We start from the raw sequence: 19,871 nt of genomic DNA, 5'->3' as shown, positions 1-19,871 counted from the left end.
GTTATTGACCACTGACATTCATCTGAACAGCGTAGAACCCTGTGCGGGCGGTGATGAACAGGGTCTTGTTGTCTTTGCCCCCGAACGTGACGTTGGCCGGTCCTTCGGGGACTTCGATGGTCGTCAACTTTTCGCCATTGGGTTTGTAGACTTGGACATGACCTCGCGTCAGATAGATGTTGCCTTTTTCGTCGAGCGTCATGCCGTCGGAACCGCTGTCGATGAGTTTCTTGCGGTTGGTGAGTACACCGGGTTTCTGAATTTTGTAAGCATAGATTTTCCCACCGCCCGCGTCGGCCACGTAGAGCGTTTTTCCGTCAGCTGTTCCGATGATTCCATTGGGTTTCACGAGATCGCCGATCACCCGTTGGAGTTCTCCGCCACCAGCTGGCAGATAGTAAACGTGATAGCCATCTTGTTCCAACCCATCTTCACTGCCGTAACGCGGGTCCGTGAAGTACACACCACCTTGAGCATCAATCCATAGATCGTTCGGGCTGTTGAGTTTCTTGCCGTTATAGGAATCGGCGAGAACCTCCACTTTCAACTTGTCGCCAAGCGTGATCCGCGTGAGTTGACGACTGCCGCCCTCGCAAGCGAGGAGATTTCCGTCTTTGTCGAAGTACAGTCCGTTAGCCCGACCGCTATTCTCCCGGACCGTGCTCAGTTTTCCTTCGACCGACCACTTGTGAATGCGAGCGTTGGGAATGTCGGTGAAGTACACATTGCCCTCGGCATCGGCGGCGGGTCCTTCGGTGAATTTGAAACCGTCGGCCAGCTTTTCGACTTTCGCACCGTCAGCGACCAAGCCCGCGTCCGCGGCACAGAGTTCGATGGGCAACCCGATCAACAAGCCAATGGCAAGAAGTTTGAGGCGGTGAAGAAGTGTCATGGCGAGGTCTCTCTCAGGAATGGTGGAGAAGGCATGTCAGCATATTTCTGTTATACCGTAGATTGATCCCACACGAAAACCCGCGACCGATCGCGAATTTCCTTCTTGCATGCGGTATCCGGCTTGAGCGCCAGCGAAGTGCGGGCTATTCTGCCAACTCCCGCATCCTCGACCGTGTCTCGTCGAGTGTTGTCGCCACATCGGAAAGGAAAGCCGTACCGCGATGAGTTCGCAAAAAATTGGTTTCGTCTCGACTCGGTTCGCTGGCACCGATGGCGTATCGCTCGAAAGTGCGAAGTGGGCTCAGGTGTTGTGGGATCATCGACACGTCAGCTATTGGTACGCTGGCAAACTCGACCGCGACCCCGATTTCTCGATGGAAGTCCCCGAAGCGTATTTCGGCCACCCGGACATTCAACGCATCAACAATGCCGTATTTGGGGGCATGCGACGGTCTCCAGAGATCACCCGCAAAATCAATTCGATCGCCGAGCATCTCAAGAACACGATTTACGAGTTCGTCGAGAAGTTCAAAATCGACATTCTCATCGTGCAGAATGCGTTGTGCATTCCGATGAATATTCCGCTAGGAGTGGCCCTCACGCAGTTCATCGCGGAAACCGAATTCCCCACGATCGCCCATCACCACGATTTCTACTGGGAACGCGATCGGTTCGCCGTCAACGCGGTTGGTGACTATTTGGAGATGGCGTTTCCGCCGCGACTCCCCAACATTCATCACGTGACAATCAACACGCCCGCCCAACTCGACTTGGCTCACCGCACCGGCTGTTCGTCGATTCTTGTGCCGAACGTGCTCGACTTCGAAACACCGCCGGAACCGCAAGACCAATACGCCGCCGACTTCCGTGAGGAAATCGGGCTGTCTCCCGATGACATTCTCGTGCTGCAACCGACACGTGTGGTGCCACGGAAGGGGATCGAACACTCGATCGACTTGCTCGCTCAGTTGAAAGACCCGCGGTTCAAGTTGGTCATTACGCATTCATCCGGTGACGAAGGGTTCGAATATCAACAAGCCCTCGTTGAGATGGCCCATGCCGCCGGTGTCGATCTGCGGTTCGTCGATACTCGCGTCGGGGAAACTCGGCACTCCGACAAAGACGGCCACAAGATTTATTCGCTGTGGGACACCTATCCGCACGCCGACTTCGTGACGTATCCCAGTTTGTACGAAGGTTTCGGCAATGCCCTATTAGAGGCGTTCTACTTCAAGAAGCCAGTGCTAGTGAATCGGTATTCGATCTTCCGTAGCGACATCGAACCGAAAGGGTTTCGCGTCATCACGATGGAAGGATTCCTCACGAAAAGCGTCGCCGAGCAAGTTCGCCGGGTCATTGAAGATGATGTCTACCGAGCGGAGATGGTGGAAACGAATTACGAACTCGCCACCCGCTTTTTCAGTTACGCAGTCCTCCGTCGCAAACTTCGCGCCATCGTTTGCAACTACACCGGGCAGGATGATTTGTAATGGCACTCTCCGAAAACTTTCGTAACCGTGCGTTGCCACGATTGGAATTACTCTACCCCGGTTCTGCGAAGGAAGTGCTGACCGAACTGGAATCGATGGCGAGCCGCTACACGCTTCCCATCGGTCCCGGTCGTGAACAACTTTGGGACGAACGCGATGCCGTGCTGATCACGTATGGCGACCAAGTCCGTGGCGAAGGTGGTTCCGCACTTGCGGCCCAACAACAGTGGTTGCTCGATCACGGTTACAAGGACGCCCTCGGCGGTGTCCACATTTTGCCGTTCTGCCCGTATTCCTCGGACGATGGTTTTTCCGTCATCGATTACAACGCCATTGATGACATCATCGGCGATTGGAGCGATGTCGAGCGGTTGGGCGATGACTTCGATTTGATGTTCGATCTCGTGCTCAATCACTGTTCGTCTCAAAGTGAGTGGTTCCAAAAGTACCTCGCCGGTGAGGAACCCTACACGGAGTACTTCATCGAAGCCGATCCGACGGACCCGCGATTGTCCCAAGTCGTTCGACCACGCAGTTTGCCGTTGCTCTCACCGTTTGACACTGCCAACGGTCCACGTCATTTGTGGACCACGTTCAGCGATGACCAAATCGATCTGAACTTTGGCAGCGTGCGTGTGCTCATCGAGATGCTCGATGTCTTGCTGAATTATGCCGCTCACGGGGCTCGGATTATTCGGCTGGATGCCATCGCATATCTTTGGAAGGAACTTGGCACGACGTGCATCCATTTGCAGCAGACGCATGAAGTAGTAAAACTCATGCGGGACTTGCTCGACGAGTGTGCTCCCGGCACGATTTTGCTGACGGAAACCAACGTCCCGCACCGGGAGAACGTGAGTTACTTCGGCGATGGCGATGAAGCCCAGATGGTGTACCAATTCAGTTTAGCACCGCTGCTGCTCGATGCGTTTCTCACCGGCGATGGCAAACCATTGACCGATTGGTTGACGAATCTGGAAGAAACCGGAGCGGGCACCACGTACTTCAACTTCACCGCATCGCATGACGGCATCGGTGTGCGACCGGCGGAAGGGTTGTTGCCGACGTCGCGGATCGGCGAACTCGTCGAATCCGTGAAAGCACGCGGTGGACGGGTCAGCACCAAACGCAACGCCGACGGTTCCGACAGCCCGTACGAACTCAATATCACCTGGTTTTCGGCACTCGGCGAACCCGATGGTTCTCTGTCATCCGAATTGCATGCCAGACGGTTCTTGTCATCGCAAGCCGTGATGATCGCGTTGCGGGGCATTCCGGGCATTTACTTCCAAAGCTTGTTCGGGGCACCGAACGATTTGGAAGGCATGGCGGGAACCGGTCGGGCTCGGACGATCAATCGTCGCAAGTATCAACGCGATGATCTCGATGCAATCGTCTCCGCCGCCGGTTCACCACAGCAACTCATCGCCGAAGAATACCGCCGGATGCTCGCCGTGCGTCGTCGACAACCCGCCTTCCATCCCGACGCCGCTCAGACAATTCTGCAATTCGAGAATCCGGCGTTGGTCGGTTTTGTGCGGGAAAGCAGTGACGGACAAATCATTTTGGTGGTCGTGAATCTTTCCGCCGACGAGGTTCAAGTCGACATCACACCGAACACGACTCAGCCGTTGACGACCGACCTGATGCAATCTGACGCGGCCATCGAACCGACATCGGTCACACTTCCGCCGTACGGTTTCCGTTGGTTGGTGAATCAAAGCGGCTGAGGCATGCGGGTTTTCGTTTCAGAACACCTCACTTGCGGGGCGATGCACGACGAACCGGAGTTGCCCGCATCGCTGCTGAACGAAGGTCGGGCGATGCACGCGGCCATCGTCACCGACTGTGCTCAACTCGACGGCGTGGATGTGGTGACGACTTGGGACGACCGGTTGCCGTTACCGCAAGTTCCTGGCAATGTCATCGTCCATCGGACGGACTCGGCAGACTCCGAACGTGACTTATTCTTCGAGTTGGTCCGCCAGGCGGATGCAACGTTGGTCATCGCACCGGAATTTCAGAATTGCTTACTCGACCGCTGGCAGATGGTGGCGGAGGCCGGTGGTCACTGGCTCGGTTGCGATGCCGACGCCATCGCGATTTGCTCCGATAAATTACGCATGTCGCAAGTTCTCGCGTCACATGGTTTGCCGGTGGTTTCGACGGTTTTCATCGCTCCCGAACAATTGCCGCCATGGTCTTGGCCGGTGGTGGTCAAACCGCGTGATGGTGCGGGTTCGGTCAATGTGCAGCAAATAACATCGCTGAGCGAATGGCACGAGATGCTCCGCAGGCGTGACGCGTGCGAGTTTTGCCCACCGGATTTGGTGCAACCGTTCGTGACCGGAAACGCAATCTCAGTGGCGGCGATTGTTTCCGATGCCGGCCAAGTCAATGTGTTGCCGACCGCCACACAAGAATTGACTACCGATGGTCACTTCATTTACTCTGGAGGGACGGTTCCGGGATTGACAGATCACGATCCGATTAATTTTGCAGAACTCGTCGGGCAAATTCGCAATGCGATTCCGGGGCTTCGTGGATACTTCGGCGTTGATTTGATCGTCGGTGACGACGGTGTGACGATCATTGAAATCAATCCGCGGTTGACGACATCGTACCTCGGGTATCGTCGACTCACGCCCAAAAACCTTGCGGGCTGCATGCTGGGCAAACCCGTTCTGAGCCCGATGGCTTGGAATCGGGAACAGGTTCGGTTCACGCCGTCCGAACTTTAGACGGAATCACAGTCGGCTGTGTTCGCGATGAATCGGATTGTCCCGCCGATGAGTCACGATACCCACGACCGTTGCCGTCCGCACGACCGGAGTTGTGGCCGGAGCGTGTGGCGAAAAAAACACAAATCGCTGCGACCGGCCTTCCATTCGTGTTGTAAGTTGAACTTTGGATGCAGTTTACTTTGGCCCTCGAAAAGCAAGGATCGGCGATGCTAGTACTCAGCCGTAAGAAGGACGAAAAGATTATCATCGGTGACCAGATTAAAGTCATGGTCATTGAAATTCGTGGAGACAAGGTTCGTTTGGGGATCGATGCACCGAAAGAGGTCACGGTTCACCGCGAGGAGGTCTACGAGGCCATCAAACGCGAACAAACCACTGGTGTTCCTTCACCAATCGACTCAGCCGATTGACCGCGTACTCGCTGACTTCCCCCCGTCAGCACACGTGGTGTTGTGATTCTATAAACGAGGCCGCCCGGAATTTCGGTTCCAGGCGGCTTTTTTTCGTTTGCGGGGAGTGAGTTGAGAGTGGTGGGTTGAGTGTGAGGAGTTTCCAATTGCTGATCGCAACCAATCACCTTGTGAATACGGTTTCCAAGAGGTCTCCTCTTTCAGGATCGATTCTCAACGAAAAACCAGACCAAGTTGCAGCCCAAAGGTCGCCATCATTGGTGCAAATGTCAACGATCCCTTCATAGGCGTTATCGTCATCGACCAGGCCGCCTAGCTCCCAGCGAATAATACCATCGTCAATTGATGTTCCAATCAAATTTGTATCCTGCTCTCGTTTAATACCAGTTTTGTGTATTGCTATGATCATCCCATCAATACGAAGCTCTTGAGCAACCGTGTCGAACACGGATCGATACGGTTTTCCAATGTAGACGTTCGACATCTCCGATCCATTCAGAGTCGCAGAGTGAGGCGTTATCGAATCCTGCTTGCCACTCCCCACTCTCTACCCTCTACTCACCACTTCCTCGCCCGGTGATTGCACGAACTCGGCGACCGTGGCGATCGCTTCGCACATGGCGACTTCGTCAATCTCGTGCACGTCGATTGCATCACCGATGCCTCGCAGCATTGTCACAGTTAACCGTCCACCAAGGTGTTGGCGGAACTCTTCCAAGCCGGCGAACAAGTCGACCGGTTCATGCAGGGCAGGGTGATCGAGCGACAAACCGAGTGCGTCCAAACATTGCAAGACTCGTCGTGCGTCTTCCTCTGGCAATCCGTGTTGCAGGGACGAATAAACACAATCGACCGCAACACCAATCGCGACCGCTTCCCCATGCCGCAGCTCGAAGTTCGAGAGCACTTCCAATTTGTGAGCCGACCAGTGCCCGAAATCGAGCGGCCGTGCTTCGAGTGCTTCAAACGGATCGCCACCTTTCGTGATGTGATCAAGATGCATCTTTGCGGACGCTTTGATGATCGGCATCGCCGCTTGCATGTCTCGCTCGGCAATTCGAGGAGCGAGACGGCATAGGTCGTCGAAGACTTGCGGACTTTTCAACAACGACACTTTGACGGCTTCGGAGAATCCACAACGGAAATCGCGGTCCGGCAGTGTTGTGAGCAAAGCCGCATCGTTGACGACACCCCATGGAACCGCGAACGTACCAACCCAGTTTTTCTTGTCGAACAGGTTCACACTGTTCTTCACCCCCACGCCGGAATCGTCTTGTGCGAGCACCGTCGTCGGTAGACGGACCAACCGAATCCCTCGGTGAGCGATCGCGGCGGCGAACCCGACCGCGTCCAAAACGGCTCCGCCACCAACTACAACCACGTAGCTGCGGCGATCGAGATCGTGAGCGTTGAAGACTTTCAGCATTCGCTCAACGATGTGAATGTCGTTCTTGACCGCCTCACCACCAGGAACAATCTGCACGTTCCCGGCAAGTTGCAACCGTTCCGGGTATGTCTCGACCAGTGCGGTGAGTCGTTCCCGGATGTCTGGCTGAGCCTTCAGGATGTGCTCGTCCAACCAGAATTGCACGCGAGCCGGTTTCTCCCCAGACTGTTCCAAGAGGTCGGCCAACACGTCTCGGTCGGCTCCCAACACATCATTGGTAAATCGCAGACGATGCACAAAAGGAACTTGGAACGCGCAATCAATCGAGTCGCAGTCGGGCGGGACAGCCATACTCCATCCATCTATTGTTTGTGAGGTAATTGCCAGGCGGGACCACAAAATTCATCGGGGAAGTCGTTCATCGAATACCATAGTTTATCATGCGAGCAGGCGGCGGCAACGGAATGGTTGAAATTGATTTGAACAGGTCACGTCCATCCACCCGCCGGATTTTTTTTGACATCGCCGATTCGGACCGGTAGAGTGAGACCACAACTCGGAATCCGCGGAATAACTGTCAAACTCGACAGGCTTCCACTTTTTCCGAGAACCCTTCTTCGATTGGATGCAGCTTCATCCGGTCACATTTCGCGGGCGAGCCGGATTGGTCCATTCGGGCCATTTCAACCTCGGATTCATTCGTCGCAACGCGAAAGCTGACGTGCTGCGGAAAGTTCTGGCGAAAGGAGAACTATCATGGATTCCACTCTCCCTCCGAGTCTGCTCAACTCGTTGACCCTAGAGTACATCTTGCTTGGCGACTTGCGGGATCTGCTCGAAGACACTCCCGACGAGCAAACCGGACGCTGGCTGACCGCCGTCATCGACGCTTTGCTAAAAACGCTTCCCGATGAAATTGCGGTCCAGTCGCGTGACGGTTACCTCAGTGAAGTGCTCGAGGAAAATCCGAATTGGGAACCGCAAGTGGAACATCTTCGGCGGGAAAAAATTGCGTTGTTCTTAAAGTTACAGGAACTCCGCAACGGTATCGGTCAGCCGGAACGGTATGCGGCGGTGGCCGCTCAAGTGCAGGTCAGTCTTCGGGACTGGATGCACGCCTTCACCGCTCACCATCGTCACGAACGTCGCATTTTCCAAGAAGCGTTCACCGTCGATTTCGGGGGCGGTGATTAATCGCGGTCCGTTTTCCGTTGAAAGTGAGAAATCCTGTATGGATACGAATATCCTGATTGCAATCATTCTCTGCCTTCTGGTAGTCGTATTCATCATATTAGCTAACAACAAGAAGGCAGACGAATAACACCGCCAGCAACCGTTTGCTGACAAATCACCTGTGGTTTGAGTACGATGTGGCTTTCCCGTGTTGTCTGGATTCGCGAGAGCCACTTTGGATATGTCTGATTCTGCGTCCATTTCACCCCGACTGCGACCCCTTGCGATCGTCCTGACCATTTTGGGCATTGGTGTTTGGCTGACAACGGCGGTCTTGTTTGTCCAAGAAACCGAAGCGGTCCTGATCGAGCGTTTCGGTCGTTTGGTCGCGGTCTACGACCAACCCTCGGATCGTGGTTTGCAATGGAAATGGCCTTGGCCGATCGAGTTGGCTCACCGATTCGACGGACGAATCCAACTCCTTGATCCCGCCGGTCGGGAGTTGCTCACGCGGGATCGAAAGAACATCGTGCTCGACGCGTGGGTCAGCTGGCGAATTGCCGATCCAATCGCAGATGCACCAGAGGATTTGACAAATCGGCCGAGTGTCCGGTTCTATCGAGCGTTCGGACAACACGATTTTGCCACCTCCCGATTGGCCACGCGGATACGGTCCATCTTGGCCAATCGCATCGGACAAACCGAACTCTCGGAGATTCTCAACTCCAGTGACCAGCAAGCACAAGAAGCGGCTTTGACGCAGCTGAATCAAAGCGTGCTTGAAGAACTGCGAAAACAGCCTCACGAAGACGATAGCGTCACCGATCGATTTGGCGTTGAGATTCTGGACTTCGGTATCAAACGGCTGAATTTTCCTGAGGGCAACCGGCGAGCGGTGTTCGCCCGAATGCAGAGCGAACGTCAGAAGATTGCCAGTCGCTATCGAAGTGCTGGGGAAGCAGAAGCGCAGAAGATTCGCAGCCGAGCCGACCTACAAGCAGCGGCCATTCTCGGCAAAGCGGAAGCCGATGCTGACCGAATCCGTGGAGCCGGAGAAGCGGCGGCTCTCGCTTTATTGAACGCTGCCCATGTCCAGGATGAAGAGTTCTACCGCGTACTACGAACCCTCGACTCCTACCGCAAAATTCTCTCGCCCAAATCGACGCTTGTTTTGTCCACATCGTCCGAGTTGTTCCGTTTGCTAACCGATGGGCTGCCGACAAACCGCGTTCAGCCCAACGCAAATTCGCAGGAGCCACTCGAACCATGAAGAAGTGGCTTGCAGCGATTTTCGGTCTCGGTTGGTTGATGACGGGGCTGTTCCTGGTTTCGGCGAATGAGGTCGCGGTCGTCGAACGTTGCGGACAAATCGTGCGGAACGACACCGGCCAAATCACATTGTGGCCGAGTGGCGTGTACTTCGACTGGCCTTGGCCGATTTCTCAAGTGCGGCGTGTGAACGTGCAGCAGGTGCGGTCGTTGACGATCGGTGCCGTCTTGCGAACGCCAAACATCGGCGAGCAAAATGTTTTGCCGATCACCCAACCGGCGGGTGATCAATACCTGACCGGCGATAAGAACATTCTCGAAGTGCAACTGACGGTTCAATACCACATCGCCCCCGAACAGGTGGATCGATTTCTGTACCACGCCGTGGATCCGGTGCGACAACTCGAATTGCTCACAAAGACGGCTGCGACTCAGGCGTTTTCGACGAGCGGTGTCGACTCCGTTTACCCACTTGGCTTGTCCGATTTGCAAGACCGACTGACACAAGATGTGCGAATGGCGACCCGAAATGCCGGAATCGGTTTGGCTGTCGATGATGTGACACTGGCGGACGTGTCGCCACCACTTGCGGTGCAAGCGTCGTTCTTGGATGTGGTGAACGCCCGAGCGGACCGCGAACGCTTCGTTCAAACAGCGGAGACCGCAGCCGAACAGCGTGTGGAACAGGCCAAAGCCGAAGCGTCGGAGTTGCGGAATCTCGCATTGCAAGATCGCGACCGGCGACTCGCCCAAGCAGAGGGTGCCGCCGCCCGGTTTCAGCAAATCGTTGATGCCGTTTCCAGCGAAGACCGACGAATGACGCTTCAACGCTTGTATTGGAAAACCGTCGCGGAGGTGTTCGGCCAACTTCGCGGACAAGTGATCCTCGATACTGGTCAACCCGTGGATCTCAATCTCTTGCCAACAGCCAAGTCTCAGGAAACCGACATCAACAATCTTCCCTGAGATGCCTATCTCACGAACACAGATTGTTTTTATCCGAGCATCGTCTTGAGAACATCCGGCGGTGCTTCGGCGTACTTGAGCGGTTCCATCGAGTACGACGCCCGGCCTTGTGAGAGACTTCGGCTGTCGTTCGAGTAGCCAAACATTTGCGAGAGCGGAACTTCCGCTTCCAGCACGTGCAAGTTGCCCCGCAATTCGGAATGCGTAATGATCGCACGGCGTTTGTTCAAGTCGCCTTGGATGTTCCCGACAAATTCGTCCGGCGTGACGACCTCCAGTTTCATCACCGGTTCAAGCAGGGCGATGGACCCTTTGTCTTCCGCTTGGTTGAGACATTCACGAATGGCCTGAGCCGCCGCCGCCCGGATAGCCGCTTCGTTGGTTTCCCCTTCGCGGTACTCGACATCGGTGATGGTCAACTGGACCTTCATCAAGGGATAACCGAGAATCCCCCCACCATCGACTTGGTCTTTTACCGCTTCCAGCAAAGCCGCTTCGAGCTCGCCAGGCAGTTTGCCCGGTTTGATCTCGTTCTTGAACGCAACCGGGGCTTCCCCATTGAACGGCTCCATCCGAACAGTGACTGCCGCGAAGTGAGCTTCCCCGGCCATCTGTCGATCGAACTGTCCCCGCCCTTGCACGGGAGCACTCAGCGATTCGCGATAACTCACACGCGGCTTATGGACCTTCACATTCAAATTGAAGTCGCGAAGCATGCGATTCTTCAACACTTCGAGGTGCAGTTCGCCCATGCCGCTGATGATTGTCTGGCCGGTTTCCTCGCTGATATTCGCCCGAAATGTGGGGTCTTGCCGGCCAAGTTTGGTCAGTGTATCCGTGAGTTTTTTCCGGTCGGCATTCGACTCCGGTTCGACGGCCATTGAGATCACAGTTTCTGGAAAGGTGATACTCTCCAAAATGATCGGTTTGCCCTGATCGCAAAGCGTATCACCGGTCGCCGCTTCCTTGGGACCAATCACGCCGACGATGTCGCCAGCTTCGATTTCGTCCGACTCCAACTTTTCGCGTCGATCCGCTTGGATGTGCCAAAGTTGGTTGATAAGTTCCTTCTTGTTCGTCCGCGGATTCAGAACCCGCGTGCCGCTTTTCAGCACACCCGAGTACACGCGGCAGAAGTACAAATCCGCGTGGGCATCGCTTTGAATCTTGAAGATCAACCCACAGAATGGTTCATCGGTGGACGGCTTGCGTGTTTCCGGTCCCTTGGCTTGTTTCTTGGGATTGGGGTGCAATCCCTGGACAGGGGGGACATCGAGTGGGCTCGGGAGATACTCGGCAACGGCATCCAACACCGGTTGCACACCGATATAGTCCAACGCAGAACCACAAAACGTCGGCTGCAAAGTGCCGGCAATCGTGGCCTTGCGAAGCAGGCGGTGGATATCCTCGGAAGGAATTGTCTCGGTTTCCATATAGGTTTGCAGCACGTCGTCATCTAGCAACGCGACTGCCTCGAGCAATTTCCCCCGCCATTCCTCGGCAGCTTCCAGGTGCTCTTCCGGGATTTCGCGGGGTTCGAATTTCGAGCCCTCGCTTTCAGGATCCCAGTACAACGCCTTCATCTCAACGAGATCGATAATCCCTTCGAAGTCATCGGACGCCCCGATCGGTAATTGCAACGCGATCGGATTCGCTTGAAGACGGTTTTCGATTTCCCCAAGCGTCCGTTCGAAGTCGGCACCGATCCGGTCCAATTTGTTGATGAAGCAAATTCGAGGAACCCGGTAGCGGTCCGCCTGTCGCCATACGGTTTCGCTTTGTGCCTCGACCCCCTCAACGGCACTGAAAACGACCACTGCACCGTCGAGAACCCGCAAACTCCGCTCGACTTCCGCGGTGAAGTCCACGTGCCCGGGGGTGTCGATCAGGTTGATCGTCACGTCTTTCCATTGGCATTGGACCGCTGCGGAATAGATCGTAATACCACGATCGGCTTCTTCGGAATCGTAGTCGGTGACGGTGGTCCCTTCGTCAACCGATCCCAACCGATGCGACGCCCCGGAATAGAACAGAATTCGTTCCGTGGTTGTTGTCTTTCCGGCATCGATATGGGCGACAATGCCGATATTGCGTAGCTTTTCGATGGCCCTGGACATGGTGCGTAAACCCTTCGGATGCGAAACCGGCAACACAAATTGCCAGGCCGTGACTGAGAGACTAATCTATACGCAGAAACGCTGGAAGTCCTACGAATTTTCATTCGAGTTCTTCCAGCGTCTTGATTGTTTGGCTTCGTCTGTTACCACGCGAAGTGGGCGAACGCCTTGTTAGCGTCGGCCATGCGGTGCGTGTTATCGCGTTTGGTCATTGCGGCCCCTTCGCGACGATACGCAGCCGACAACTCATCAGCCAACCGAATGTGCATCGGTCGCCCTTTCTTGGAGCGAACGGCTTCGAGCAACCAGCGAATTGCCAGCGTTTGCTGACGCTTGGGGTTCACTTGCGTCGGCACTTGGTAGGTCGCACCACCAACCCGCTTCGAACGAACTTCGATCATCGGGCGGACGTTTTCAATCGCTTCGTGAAAGACTTCGATCGGCTCGACGTCTTTGACCTTTTGACCAATCAGGTCGAGGGCATCGTAAAAGACTCGTTGAGCGACGCTTTTCTTGCCATCGTACATCAGGCAATTCACAAACTTGGCCGCCAACACCGAGTTGAAACGCGGGTCCGGGCGGAGTTGATCTCGACTTGCAGTAAAACGGGCGGCCATAAGTATTAAATCCGTAGGCTGTTATAAATGATCTTGGGTACCGAGTGATGATTACTTAGGCTTCTTGGCACCGTAGCGACTACGGGCCTGACGACGATCGCCGACACCAAGCGTATCCAGAACACCACGAATAATTTTGTATCGCACACCAGGCAAGTCGCGAACACGACCGCCACGAACCAGCACGATTGAGTGCTCCTGAAGGTTGTGCCCCTCACCTGGAATGTAGGCGGTGCATTCTTTGCCATTCGACAGCCGCACACGAGCCACTTTACGCAACGCCGAGTTCGGTTTCTTCGGGGTTACGGTTTTCACGTTCAAGCAAACACCACGTTTTTGTGGACAGCCCTCAAGCAGGGGAGTCTTCGACTTAACGTTTTGCTTCTTACGAGGCTTGCGGACAAGCTGATTAATTGTTGGCATGAAACAACCTAATGACCTAAACCGGGCTTCGAATCGAAGCAACCGCAATTTGGAGCAGTGTCAGTAGAATACGTCCTCGCCACCGGCGAGCGGCGTATTCGTGAAAGTTATCGACCCAGCGTGCACTCGTCAAGGGATCGACCGGCTGGAATCTGTAGCAGGGCGAAAACTTGTTCCCCCGCTGCACTTTAGATACCGTGGCAGACACAAAAAGTCCACAGTTCACACACACTTTTTTGATCGGAGAGTCCTGATGCGTTCTTTATTTGCAGTGATGGTCCTTGCTGTCTTGGTGTCCACATCGACGACATTCGCAGATGAGACCGAGAAAGCCGAGAAGACCCAGTTTTCAAACCCGCGTGTTGATTTTGGCATCGTGGTCAGCGATATCGACAAGGCGCTGAAGTTTTACAAAGAGGCACTCGGTTTGAATGAACGCAAGGGGTTTGAGGCTTCGGCCGAGATGTGTGAGAAAGCGGGGCTGACAGATTCACTGCCTTTGAAAATCCATGTCTTGCAACTTGGAGACGGCGATGCAGCCACTCGGGTCAAGCTGATGCAAACCAAGACATCCCCCGGCAAGCGAGCCGACAACCGCTTCATCAACTCAACCTACGGCGTGAGCTACTTGACGATGTACGTCAAGGATATCGACGCTGCATTGGCTCGAGCCAAGAAACACGACGTGAAACCAATCGCCAAAGGTCCGGTTGATTTGGCAGGTGATGGCACTGGCGCGTTTTTGGCCATCGTCCGTGACCCTGACGGAAACATGATCGAACTGGTGGGCCCGAAAGCGAAGTGAGTCCTACTGAACTCATGCGAAAACTTCGTTGACGACTTCTTGGAATCGACGAATGGCGTCCGGACAGATAGGTCCGTTCCGGTCGCCATTCCGGCACGCTGCGGTGCGAATGGCGAGGATATCGCAAGGGACATCAGCGAGTTCAGGAAGCGAATCGGCATTGAGCGCCCCCGCCAACGCAACCCGACTTCCCTGTTCTCGAATTTCGTTGCAAAGCCGGCGAAATCGCGTGGGCTCCACGCAATCCGTCAAGGTGCGGCCGTCTTTTGTAAATGTGTCGAACAGTGTGACTGGTGGCGTCCCGGTCGCTTTCTGAAGCACTTCTTCCATTGCGGGAGCGTTCGCGAGTTCGTGGTCCGCGTAGATTGCCCGAACCCATCGCGGCGTGGCTGTTTGACTCGTGATGCTGTCGCGGACATCTCGCAGCTCGCGGTCCCAATGCGGAAGTTTCGCACACCCGGCCAAGCCAAGTTTAACGTAGGCAAGACCCGCCGGGAGAGAAGACGATGCAGGAGCTTTCCGGATGTCCCGAAGTTCTCCCAAAGCAGCACTCACCGGTGGAGCATCGGAACCGAGTGAGTCAATAATGTCGTGAATCGTGGTGTCGTCCGCGCGTCCCAATGAACCGCGTGATGGTTCTTTGATATCAAGGATATCGCAGCCACCTTCGATCGCCGCCTGCGCTTCGTCGGCGTTCCGTACGCTAATCAACAATTGTGGAACCACGCTGACCTCTTCGTCCGCACCAATCCTGTTGATCGCATCTCCGCTAAACCTGACCGACTCCGCCAGATCAGAACCCGGTACTGGTCGGTCCTTTCTGACCGGATTTGGATGGTCGATCCGGGTTGGCTCGGAGCGTGTCCATGGTCAACTCGAACAAGTCGACTGCTTCGCCCGGTCGATCGTGACGGTGAATCGTCGGCAGTTCGCCGCCGGTCGGAATTACAAGCAGCAAAACGACTTCGGCGGCATGCGCTTTGTAGTTTCCGATTTCCAGTGTCGCGGTTTCCCCGTCCGGCGTTTCGATGCCTTCAAACTTCGCACGGTAGTATTTCGACGGCTCCAAGTAACTCGTCGACGGCACTTCCTGAGAATTCCAGTATCGTTGTGATACATAATCGCCCGGAATTCCTCGCACGAGTTTCAAATCTGCACCGATCACAACTTCGAAGAACTGCGATGCCCGAGCTTCTCCCTTCGTGTTCCACAAATGATAATTCGTGCAAGCAAATAGGTACGCCGTTTTATCCTCGCCCCCCACATTGACCGGCGTTGTCCACACGCCCACCAATCCGTAGGGATTCAATCCGCCCAAATACTCCAGACCGGGCGGTTCGGGTGGCGGTTCCGCTTCGACCTCTTCTTCGTCATCCGATTTTGGTTTGGCCGGTACGTAGTTCCAAGCCAACTGGAAGATATGCGGGACACGCAGCATCAAACCGTGTTCGGCCCCCCATGCAGGAGCCAAATTTTCGTTGACCATCGTGACAAACGTGAATTGATCGGCGGTCGCCTTCAAACGCTCTTCGTAGTAGCCCGAATCGCACCCCACAAACCCGATAAGCGTTACCCACAGACATAACCGACAGGGCAGTCGGAGATTCCTGATCGTCGAGGAACCTGAAGAACTTTCCATCGGAAACACCTTGTGGTTTGAACTCCGCTAGACCATAGGAAGCTGGTCGCGGTCGACTTGCTGAATTTGAGAGTGTTCCTTCATCTTAATCGAGCGATTCACCGTCGGCTACTCTGGATTCCGGTCGTCAAGCTCACGAACCCGATTTTCCCAGAAGGCGAGTTCGTCTTTGTCAATGTCCAACTCTTGATTGGGGTCGGGCTTGTCGGTTGGTTCGATGTCGGCGGACGGCTTCGGAACCGTTTTCGGCGATGGAGGCGGTTCTTTGGGCTTGCTCGATTTGGGCGGTGTTTTTTGGGGAGTCGGTTTGGCCTGTGGTGAAGCGGACGGCGTCGGAGTTGCCGTTTTCGACTTGCGGGAACTCGGAAAAATGGCCCCGAAGATGTTCAACCAATGTCGGACTTCAGCGGGAGCCGGTTGGCCCTCGTACTTCTCCGGAGCGACTTCCGACTCCTGCGGCAAGCGGCTGCGACGGTCAGCGTGTTCGACCAGTTTCTCCCAGTAGTCGAGACTACTCCATGGTCGTGCTTTGCGTTTGCGGGCGGCTCGCTTGAGACGGCGATCATCCGAGACCACACGAACTTGCCGAGGAGCAGAGTGCTCGGCGATCAGCGTTTCGATCAAAGAGTCTGCGTCACCACCAGCACCCGCGAAGACGACGGTCACGCTTTCTCGACGGGACTTTCGCTGATCGTTGCCGGGGGAATCGAAGGCATCGAAGACGACCGTCGTTCGCGGTTGCATCTCAGGAGTGACCATCCCGACCAATGCCCGCAGAAACTGTTCGCGAGCACGTTCGAGTCCGCCGGGTCCGTACCTGTGTTTGGCGAACCCGGCGGCGTGCATCAGATTGTAACCGTCGATAATGACGAACGGTTTCGCCACTTTAGTCTCGCAGTCGCTCCACGCGAGAGACCTGATAACGGGTGGCCCGTTTGCTCACCATTCGCTCAGACGACTCGCGACGTTCGGCGGACAGACGACGATCAAGAGAACGCATCCGCTCTTCGCCACGAACTCCATGCCAACCGGCGTTGACCATTTTCGGCGACGCTTTCACGGTCGCGCGTGGCGGAACGATTTTCCAATCGGTTTGTTCCTCACCACCAGTTGTTCCCTTGGCAGGGGCTTCTGGAATCAATGGTTCCACGCAAGCAACTTTTGCCGAGTGCACCTTGGTCCAGACTTTCGAACCCGACTCATTGTGATTGTGCCACACGGCATATTTGCATTGAGAACAAGGTGTGCGAGCCACAGCCCATTCACGAGGCGTCGTGGGGGTTTCCGCACCTGGCGGCGTGACTTCTTCAAAGTACTTGAACTTGTCGTCTTCACGACGGAACACAATTTCGCTGGAATGGAGTCGGTTGCCCCACGTGATTTCCATAAATCCCCGTCCGCGATCCAAATAGACCATCCCGTTCGGTCCGTTGAAAACCTGGGCATCATCGACTGTGCATTTCAGGCAGGTTTGTGGCGATTCGGAGATGGGATCGCTAGACGGTGTGGTCACACGACCGGCAATCACACTTTCCGCCGTTCCGCAGCATTGGGAACATCCGGTCGAACAACAGGACGACGGACGAGCTGAAACAATTGTCGCAGAACTACCGGAACAGCACGAAACTGTCGGTGCATAGTAAGAACTACTCGCATAGTAGGACGTCGTCGGTGTGTAGTACGACGACGTGTAGCTTGGCGAATAGTACGACGTATAAGACGGACTGTAGCCGGTCGTATATGGGGAATATCCGGCGGAGTACGAGTAGCCGCGGGAGTACGAGTAGCCGCGGGAGTACGGCGAGTATCCCGACCAGTACGGAGAATAACTGGTGGAATACCGAAATCCTCCCAAACCGAAGTCCCAGTTCCAAAAGAACTGAGCCGACGCGGTTTGAGTCATCGACAACATCGCAAAACAAACGGCCAGCGCGGTCAAAAAGCGACGCGGCATGGATAGTTTCTCCTCGAAAGGACGATTGTGGTCATTTTCAGCCCGAGCTGACTCAACTCGCCGTTTCCGTGTGATTGCAACGAAAACGTATTTGGATGAGTTGGACCAACGGGTTCCGGAATTCCACTGTATCGCCCGCGAGGAGCAAGTTCAATCTGAAACCATTATGCCGATCGAATCGATTGCCACCGTTAGGTGAGATGAATGACGGCTACGCGTAAATGCCGAAAGCCGCCGGGGATGGACTCCCGGCGGCGTGCCTGCCGAATGTGTTCGGCAAGCGATTGAGTTGTTCGGTTCGCAATGCTGTCTGGCTAGTGTCTTCGTGTGGAGACTGTTGACACAGAAGACCGGGAACCGGTCTAGCGTCCGGCTGCTTCGACGTTGATCAACCGGGCTGACGGTCGGCTGAGGTCGATGAGCAATGGTTGCTCCGACTCGGCTTTGCTGAGGTTGCCAGCGGAATCGCGAGCGGTCACTCGCAGATAGACCCGCGTGGGCGTATTCGGAGCCAATGACCACACATATTCGCCGGTGTTTTCAGTCCAACCGGAGATCGGTTCCCAAATCCCGTTCGGGTCGGTCGCATAGGACAAGGCAACCGGTCGGTCGGCGGGGTGGTTGTCGGAGGTTTCCCACATCACGCGGACTTTCATCAAGTTCGATCCGCTGCCTTGCTCTGCCCCGATCAACTTGACCTCGGGAGCCGTCTGGTCGACCACAACCACCATCGATGGTTTCTCACCCACTTGTGGAGGAGGGCTGCTCAATCCCGTACCGCTTTTGACGCGAACGGCGAAACCGTAGATGCCATCGCTTGGTGTTTCCACAACGAACGGGCTTTTCGCATCCGGGTCAGCACCGTAACGGAACCACTGTCCGCCATCGTTCTCGGTGATAAACAACTCCACGGCTCCCACACCAGACGGGCCAACGTCTTCCAGTTCGTAGTCAATGTTGAACTGACGTGTATTGACGACGCGAGTGTGTTTCGTGACGCGAGGCGGTTTGCCTTCGGTCGTGTAAGGATTCTGAAGAATGTCCGGTCGCGATGCGGTCGAGCTGGAAATCAGATCGGTTTTAGGCGAATCCCAATTCCCAGACGGTGGAGACATCACCAAGTTATTGCCGGGTTGGGTCGCAATCGGGCCGTCGGGTTCTTGCCGATTCCGTGGCGGACGGATCACCGGTTGAACCGGGACGTCGAGCCGAATTTGTTTTTCGACCTGTTGCAGGTTACCCGCACGATCGGCAATCGAACCGCGAACGGTAACGAAGCCACGGTCAGGAGCCGTCCAAGAAGTTTGTCCCGCGGCGGCTGGTTGCACACGCACGGTTTCCCATTGGATCGTGCCGGTTTGCAAGAATTCGAGTTTCAACGTCGACGCATCGAGGTTGGTGTCATCCGCTTGCCAGGAAAGTTGCACGCGTCCACCGGGTGTGCCTTGCAGGTTGACCGTCAAATCCGGTTTGGCGGTGTCGATAACAACTTGCAAGCCGGGTTCGGTGATTCCACCCGCCGGATACAATTGGTTGCGGCCATCGAGCGTACGAACCGCGAACCAGAATTCTCCGTCGCGGGTCGCTTGATAGTCGAATCGTCCCATCTTCGGATCGACAGCTTTGGCGAGTTGCCAACTCCGTCCTTGATCTCGGGATTCATACAACCGAATTTCCTGCGCGCCGATCCGCCGCATCTCTTCGGGATCGAAGCGGTAGGGGATTCGGAACTCCGTTTTGTTAGTGTAAACGGGGGCCGCGAATGCGTGTTGTGCGAGACCAACGACGACAGCCGTCAGCATCAACAAACGAGTTCGCATTGCCCACTGGGAAAACGGGGTTCGCATCGCGTGCCCTCACGGTCGGTAGTTCACGGAACGAGCCAACCGAACGGCAACCACCGCGCTCGGTCAACCACATGACCAATCTTGAGACAATTGGCCCATCTTCACTATCGACCGATTCCCGCCGTCCGCTTCAAGG

Annotated in this window: 19 protein-coding genes; 8 read left to right on the top strand and 11 right to left on the bottom strand. The window is 55.4% G+C overall.

Annotation, left to right across the window (positions count from 1 at the left end):
• Position 1: 1 nt before the first annotated feature.
• On the bottom strand, positions 2 to 892 hold the full coding sequence (locus tag G6R38_RS06150; protein ID WP_166821515.1) for an SMP-30/gluconolactonase/LRE family protein: 891 nt from the start codon (positions 890 to 892) through the stop codon (positions 2 to 4).
• A 223-nt stretch (positions 893 to 1,115) separates the two neighbouring features.
• Here G6R38_RS06150 and G6R38_RS06145 point away from each other — a divergent pair, with 223 nt between their 5' ends.
• The 4 genes from G6R38_RS06145 (at position 1,116) to csrA (ending at position 5,538) form a co-directional block, all read left to right on the top strand.
• Complete coding sequence (locus G6R38_RS06145) at positions 1,116 to 2,384, top strand: glycosyltransferase family 4 protein (protein WP_166821512.1); 1,269 nt, start codon at positions 1,116 to 1,118, stop codon at positions 2,382 to 2,384.
• Positions 2,384 to 4,114 (top strand): alpha-amylase family glycosyl hydrolase, encoded by a 1,731-nt coding sequence (locus G6R38_RS06140; RefSeq protein WP_166821509.1) that lies wholly within the window; start codon positions 2,384 to 2,386, stop codon positions 4,112 to 4,114. Before G6R38_RS06145 ends, G6R38_RS06140 begins: the two co-directional genes overlap by 1 nt.
• A gap of 3 nt (positions 4,115 to 4,117) precedes the next feature.
• Complete coding sequence (locus G6R38_RS06135) at positions 4,118 to 5,125, top strand: ATP-grasp domain-containing protein (protein WP_166821506.1); 1,008 nt, start codon at positions 4,118 to 4,120, stop codon at positions 5,123 to 5,125.
• 209 nt (positions 5,126 to 5,334) lie between these two features.
• On the top strand, positions 5,335 to 5,538 hold the full coding sequence (gene csrA / locus G6R38_RS06130) for a carbon storage regulator CsrA (protein WP_166823953.1): 204 nt from the start codon (positions 5,335 to 5,337) through the stop codon (positions 5,536 to 5,538).
• 163 nt (positions 5,539 to 5,701) lie between these two features.
• Here the strand turns inward: csrA and G6R38_RS06125 are convergent, their stop codons facing one another.
• Together G6R38_RS06125 and G6R38_RS06120 are read right to left on the bottom strand one after the other, a co-directional pair.
• A complete protein-coding gene (locus G6R38_RS06125) occupies positions 5,702 to 6,022 on the bottom strand; it encodes a hypothetical protein (protein ID WP_166821503.1) in 321 nt (106 codons plus the stop codon).
• 63 nt (positions 6,023 to 6,085) lie between these two features.
• Positions 6,086 to 7,276: a 3-dehydroquinate synthase gene (locus G6R38_RS06120; protein WP_166821500.1), complete on the bottom strand. Its 1,191-nt coding sequence runs from the start codon at positions 7,274 to 7,276 to the stop codon at positions 6,086 to 6,088.
• Between the two features lie 405 nt (positions 7,277 to 7,681).
• Here G6R38_RS06120 and G6R38_RS06115 point away from each other — a divergent pair, with 405 nt between their 5' ends.
• The 3 genes from G6R38_RS06115 to hflK all read left to right on the top strand — a co-directional run bounded on the left by G6R38_RS06115 (position 7,682) and on the right by hflK (position 10,333).
• Positions 7,682 to 8,119 carry a hypothetical protein gene (locus tag G6R38_RS06115; protein WP_166821497.1) on the top strand — a complete coding sequence of 146 codons (438 nt, stop codon included), beginning with the start codon at positions 7,682 to 7,684 and terminating at the stop codon, positions 8,117 to 8,119.
• A gap of 220 nt (positions 8,120 to 8,339) precedes the next feature.
• A complete protein-coding gene (hflC, locus tag G6R38_RS06110; protein WP_166821494.1) occupies positions 8,340 to 9,368 on the top strand; it encodes a protease modulator HflC in 1,029 nt (342 codons plus the stop codon).
• Positions 9,365 to 10,333, top strand: a complete 969-nt coding sequence (gene hflK, locus G6R38_RS06105; RefSeq protein ID WP_166821490.1) for a protease modulator HflK — start codon at positions 9,365 to 9,367, stop codon at positions 10,331 to 10,333. The genes hflC and hflK overlap by 4 nt, the downstream gene beginning before the upstream one ends.
• 29 nt (positions 10,334 to 10,362) lie before the next feature.
• On the opposite strand, the gene fusA is transcribed toward hflK, so the two are convergent.
• From fusA to rpsL, 3 genes are all read right to left on the bottom strand, one after another.
• Complete coding sequence (gene fusA / locus G6R38_RS06100) at positions 10,363 to 12,450, bottom strand: elongation factor G (protein WP_166821487.1); 2,088 nt, start codon at positions 12,448 to 12,450, stop codon at positions 10,363 to 10,365.
• 143 nt (positions 12,451 to 12,593) lie between these two features.
• A complete protein-coding gene (rpsG, locus tag G6R38_RS06095) occupies positions 12,594 to 13,067 on the bottom strand; it encodes a 30S ribosomal protein S7 (protein WP_166821483.1) in 474 nt (157 codons plus the stop codon).
• 51 nt (positions 13,068 to 13,118) lie between these two features.
• Positions 13,119 to 13,490, bottom strand: a complete 372-nt coding sequence (rpsL, locus tag G6R38_RS06090; RefSeq protein ID WP_166821480.1) for a 30S ribosomal protein S12 — start codon at positions 13,488 to 13,490, stop codon at positions 13,119 to 13,121.
• Positions 13,491 to 13,743: 253 nt separating this feature from the next.
• Between rpsL and G6R38_RS06085 the strand changes: the two genes are divergently transcribed.
• Positions 13,744 to 14,295: a VOC family protein gene (locus G6R38_RS06085; protein WP_166821477.1), complete on the top strand. Its 552-nt coding sequence runs from the start codon at positions 13,744 to 13,746 to the stop codon at positions 14,293 to 14,295.
• A gap of 12 nt (positions 14,296 to 14,307) precedes the next feature.
• Here the strand turns inward: G6R38_RS06085 and G6R38_RS06080 are convergent, their stop codons facing one another.
• The 5 genes from G6R38_RS06080 to G6R38_RS06060 form a co-directional block, all read right to left on the bottom strand.
• Entirely contained in the window at positions 14,308 to 15,021 is a 714-nt protein-coding gene (locus G6R38_RS06080; RefSeq protein WP_166821472.1) for a (5-formylfuran-3-yl)methyl phosphate synthase, read from the bottom strand.
• Between the two features lie 67 nt (positions 15,022 to 15,088).
• Entirely contained in the window at positions 15,089 to 15,934 is an 846-nt protein-coding gene (locus G6R38_RS06075; protein ID WP_166821469.1) for a hypothetical protein, read from the bottom strand.
• Positions 15,935 to 16,042: 108 nt separating this feature from the next.
• Positions 16,043 to 16,819: an NYN domain-containing protein gene (locus G6R38_RS06070; protein ID WP_166821466.1), complete on the bottom strand. Its 777-nt coding sequence runs from the start codon at positions 16,817 to 16,819 to the stop codon at positions 16,043 to 16,045.
• A 1-nt stretch (position 16,820) separates the two neighbouring features.
• The gene (locus G6R38_RS06065; protein ID WP_166821463.1) at positions 16,821 to 17,888 is read right to left on the bottom strand and encodes a hypothetical protein; all 1,068 of its coding nucleotides are present in this window, start codon (positions 17,886 to 17,888) and stop codon (positions 16,821 to 16,823) included.
• A gap of 362 nt (positions 17,889 to 18,250) precedes the next feature.
• Positions 18,251 to 19,735 (bottom strand): fibronectin type III domain-containing protein, encoded by a 1,485-nt coding sequence (locus G6R38_RS06060; RefSeq protein ID WP_166821460.1) that lies wholly within the window; start codon positions 19,733 to 19,735, stop codon positions 18,251 to 18,253.
• Between the last annotated feature and the right edge of the window lie 136 nt (positions 19,736 to 19,871).

It is taken from the genome of Thalassoroseus pseudoceratinae (assembly GCF_011634775.1).
In the GTDB taxonomy this organism is placed as follows: domain Bacteria; phylum Planctomycetota; class Planctomycetia; order Planctomycetales; family Planctomycetaceae; genus Thalassoroseus; species Thalassoroseus pseudoceratinae.
The sequence above is the reverse complement of the archived record's forward strand: the minus strand, read 5'-3'. Positions and strand labels throughout refer to the sequence as shown.

Coding starts and splice junctions, on each gene's coding strand:
- G6R38_RS06150 (WP_166821515.1), bottom strand. CDS start 892: ATGACACTTCTTCACCGCCTCAAACTTCTTGCCATTGGCTTGTTGATC.
- G6R38_RS06145 (WP_166821512.1), top strand. CDS start 1,116: ATGAGTTCGCAAAAAATTGGTTTCGTCTCGACTCGGTTCGCTGGCACC.
- G6R38_RS06140 (WP_166821509.1), top strand. CDS start 2,384: ATGGCACTCTCCGAAAACTTTCGTAACCGTGCGTTGCCACGATTGGAA.
- G6R38_RS06135 (WP_166821506.1), top strand. CDS start 4,118: ATGCGGGTTTTCGTTTCAGAACACCTCACTTGCGGGGCGATGCACGAC.
- csrA (WP_166823953.1), top strand. CDS start 5,335: ATGCTAGTACTCAGCCGTAAGAAGGACGAAAAGATTATCATCGGTGAC.
- G6R38_RS06125 (WP_166821503.1), bottom strand. CDS start 6,022: ATGTCGAACGTCTACATTGGAAAACCGTATCGATCCGTGTTCGACACG.
- G6R38_RS06120 (WP_166821500.1), bottom strand. CDS start 7,276: ATGGCTGTCCCGCCCGACTGCGACTCGATTGATTGCGCGTTCCAAGTT.
- G6R38_RS06115 (WP_166821497.1), top strand. CDS start 7,682: ATGGATTCCACTCTCCCTCCGAGTCTGCTCAACTCGTTGACCCTAGAG.
- hflC (WP_166821494.1), top strand. CDS start 8,340: ATGTCTGATTCTGCGTCCATTTCACCCCGACTGCGACCCCTTGCGATC.
- hflK (WP_166821490.1), top strand. CDS start 9,365: ATGAAGAAGTGGCTTGCAGCGATTTTCGGTCTCGGTTGGTTGATGACG.
- fusA (WP_166821487.1), bottom strand. CDS start 12,450: ATGTCCAGGGCCATCGAAAAGCTACGCAATATCGGCATTGTCGCCCAT.
- rpsG (WP_166821483.1), bottom strand. CDS start 13,067: ATGGCCGCCCGTTTTACTGCAAGTCGAGATCAACTCCGCCCGGACCCG.
- rpsL (WP_166821480.1), bottom strand. CDS start 13,490: ATGCCAACAATTAATCAGCTTGTCCGCAAGCCTCGTAAGAAGCAAAAC.
- G6R38_RS06085 (WP_166821477.1), top strand. CDS start 13,744: ATGCGTTCTTTATTTGCAGTGATGGTCCTTGCTGTCTTGGTGTCCACA.
- G6R38_RS06075 (WP_166821469.1), bottom strand. CDS start 15,934: ATGGAAAGTTCTTCAGGTTCCTCGACGATCAGGAATCTCCGACTGCCC.
- G6R38_RS06065 (WP_166821463.1), bottom strand. CDS start 17,888: ATGCCGCGTCGCTTTTTGACCGCGCTGGCCGTTTGTTTTGCGATGTTG.
- G6R38_RS06060 (WP_166821460.1), bottom strand. CDS start 19,735: ATGCGAACCCCGTTTTCCCAGTGGGCAATGCGAACTCGTTTGTTGATG.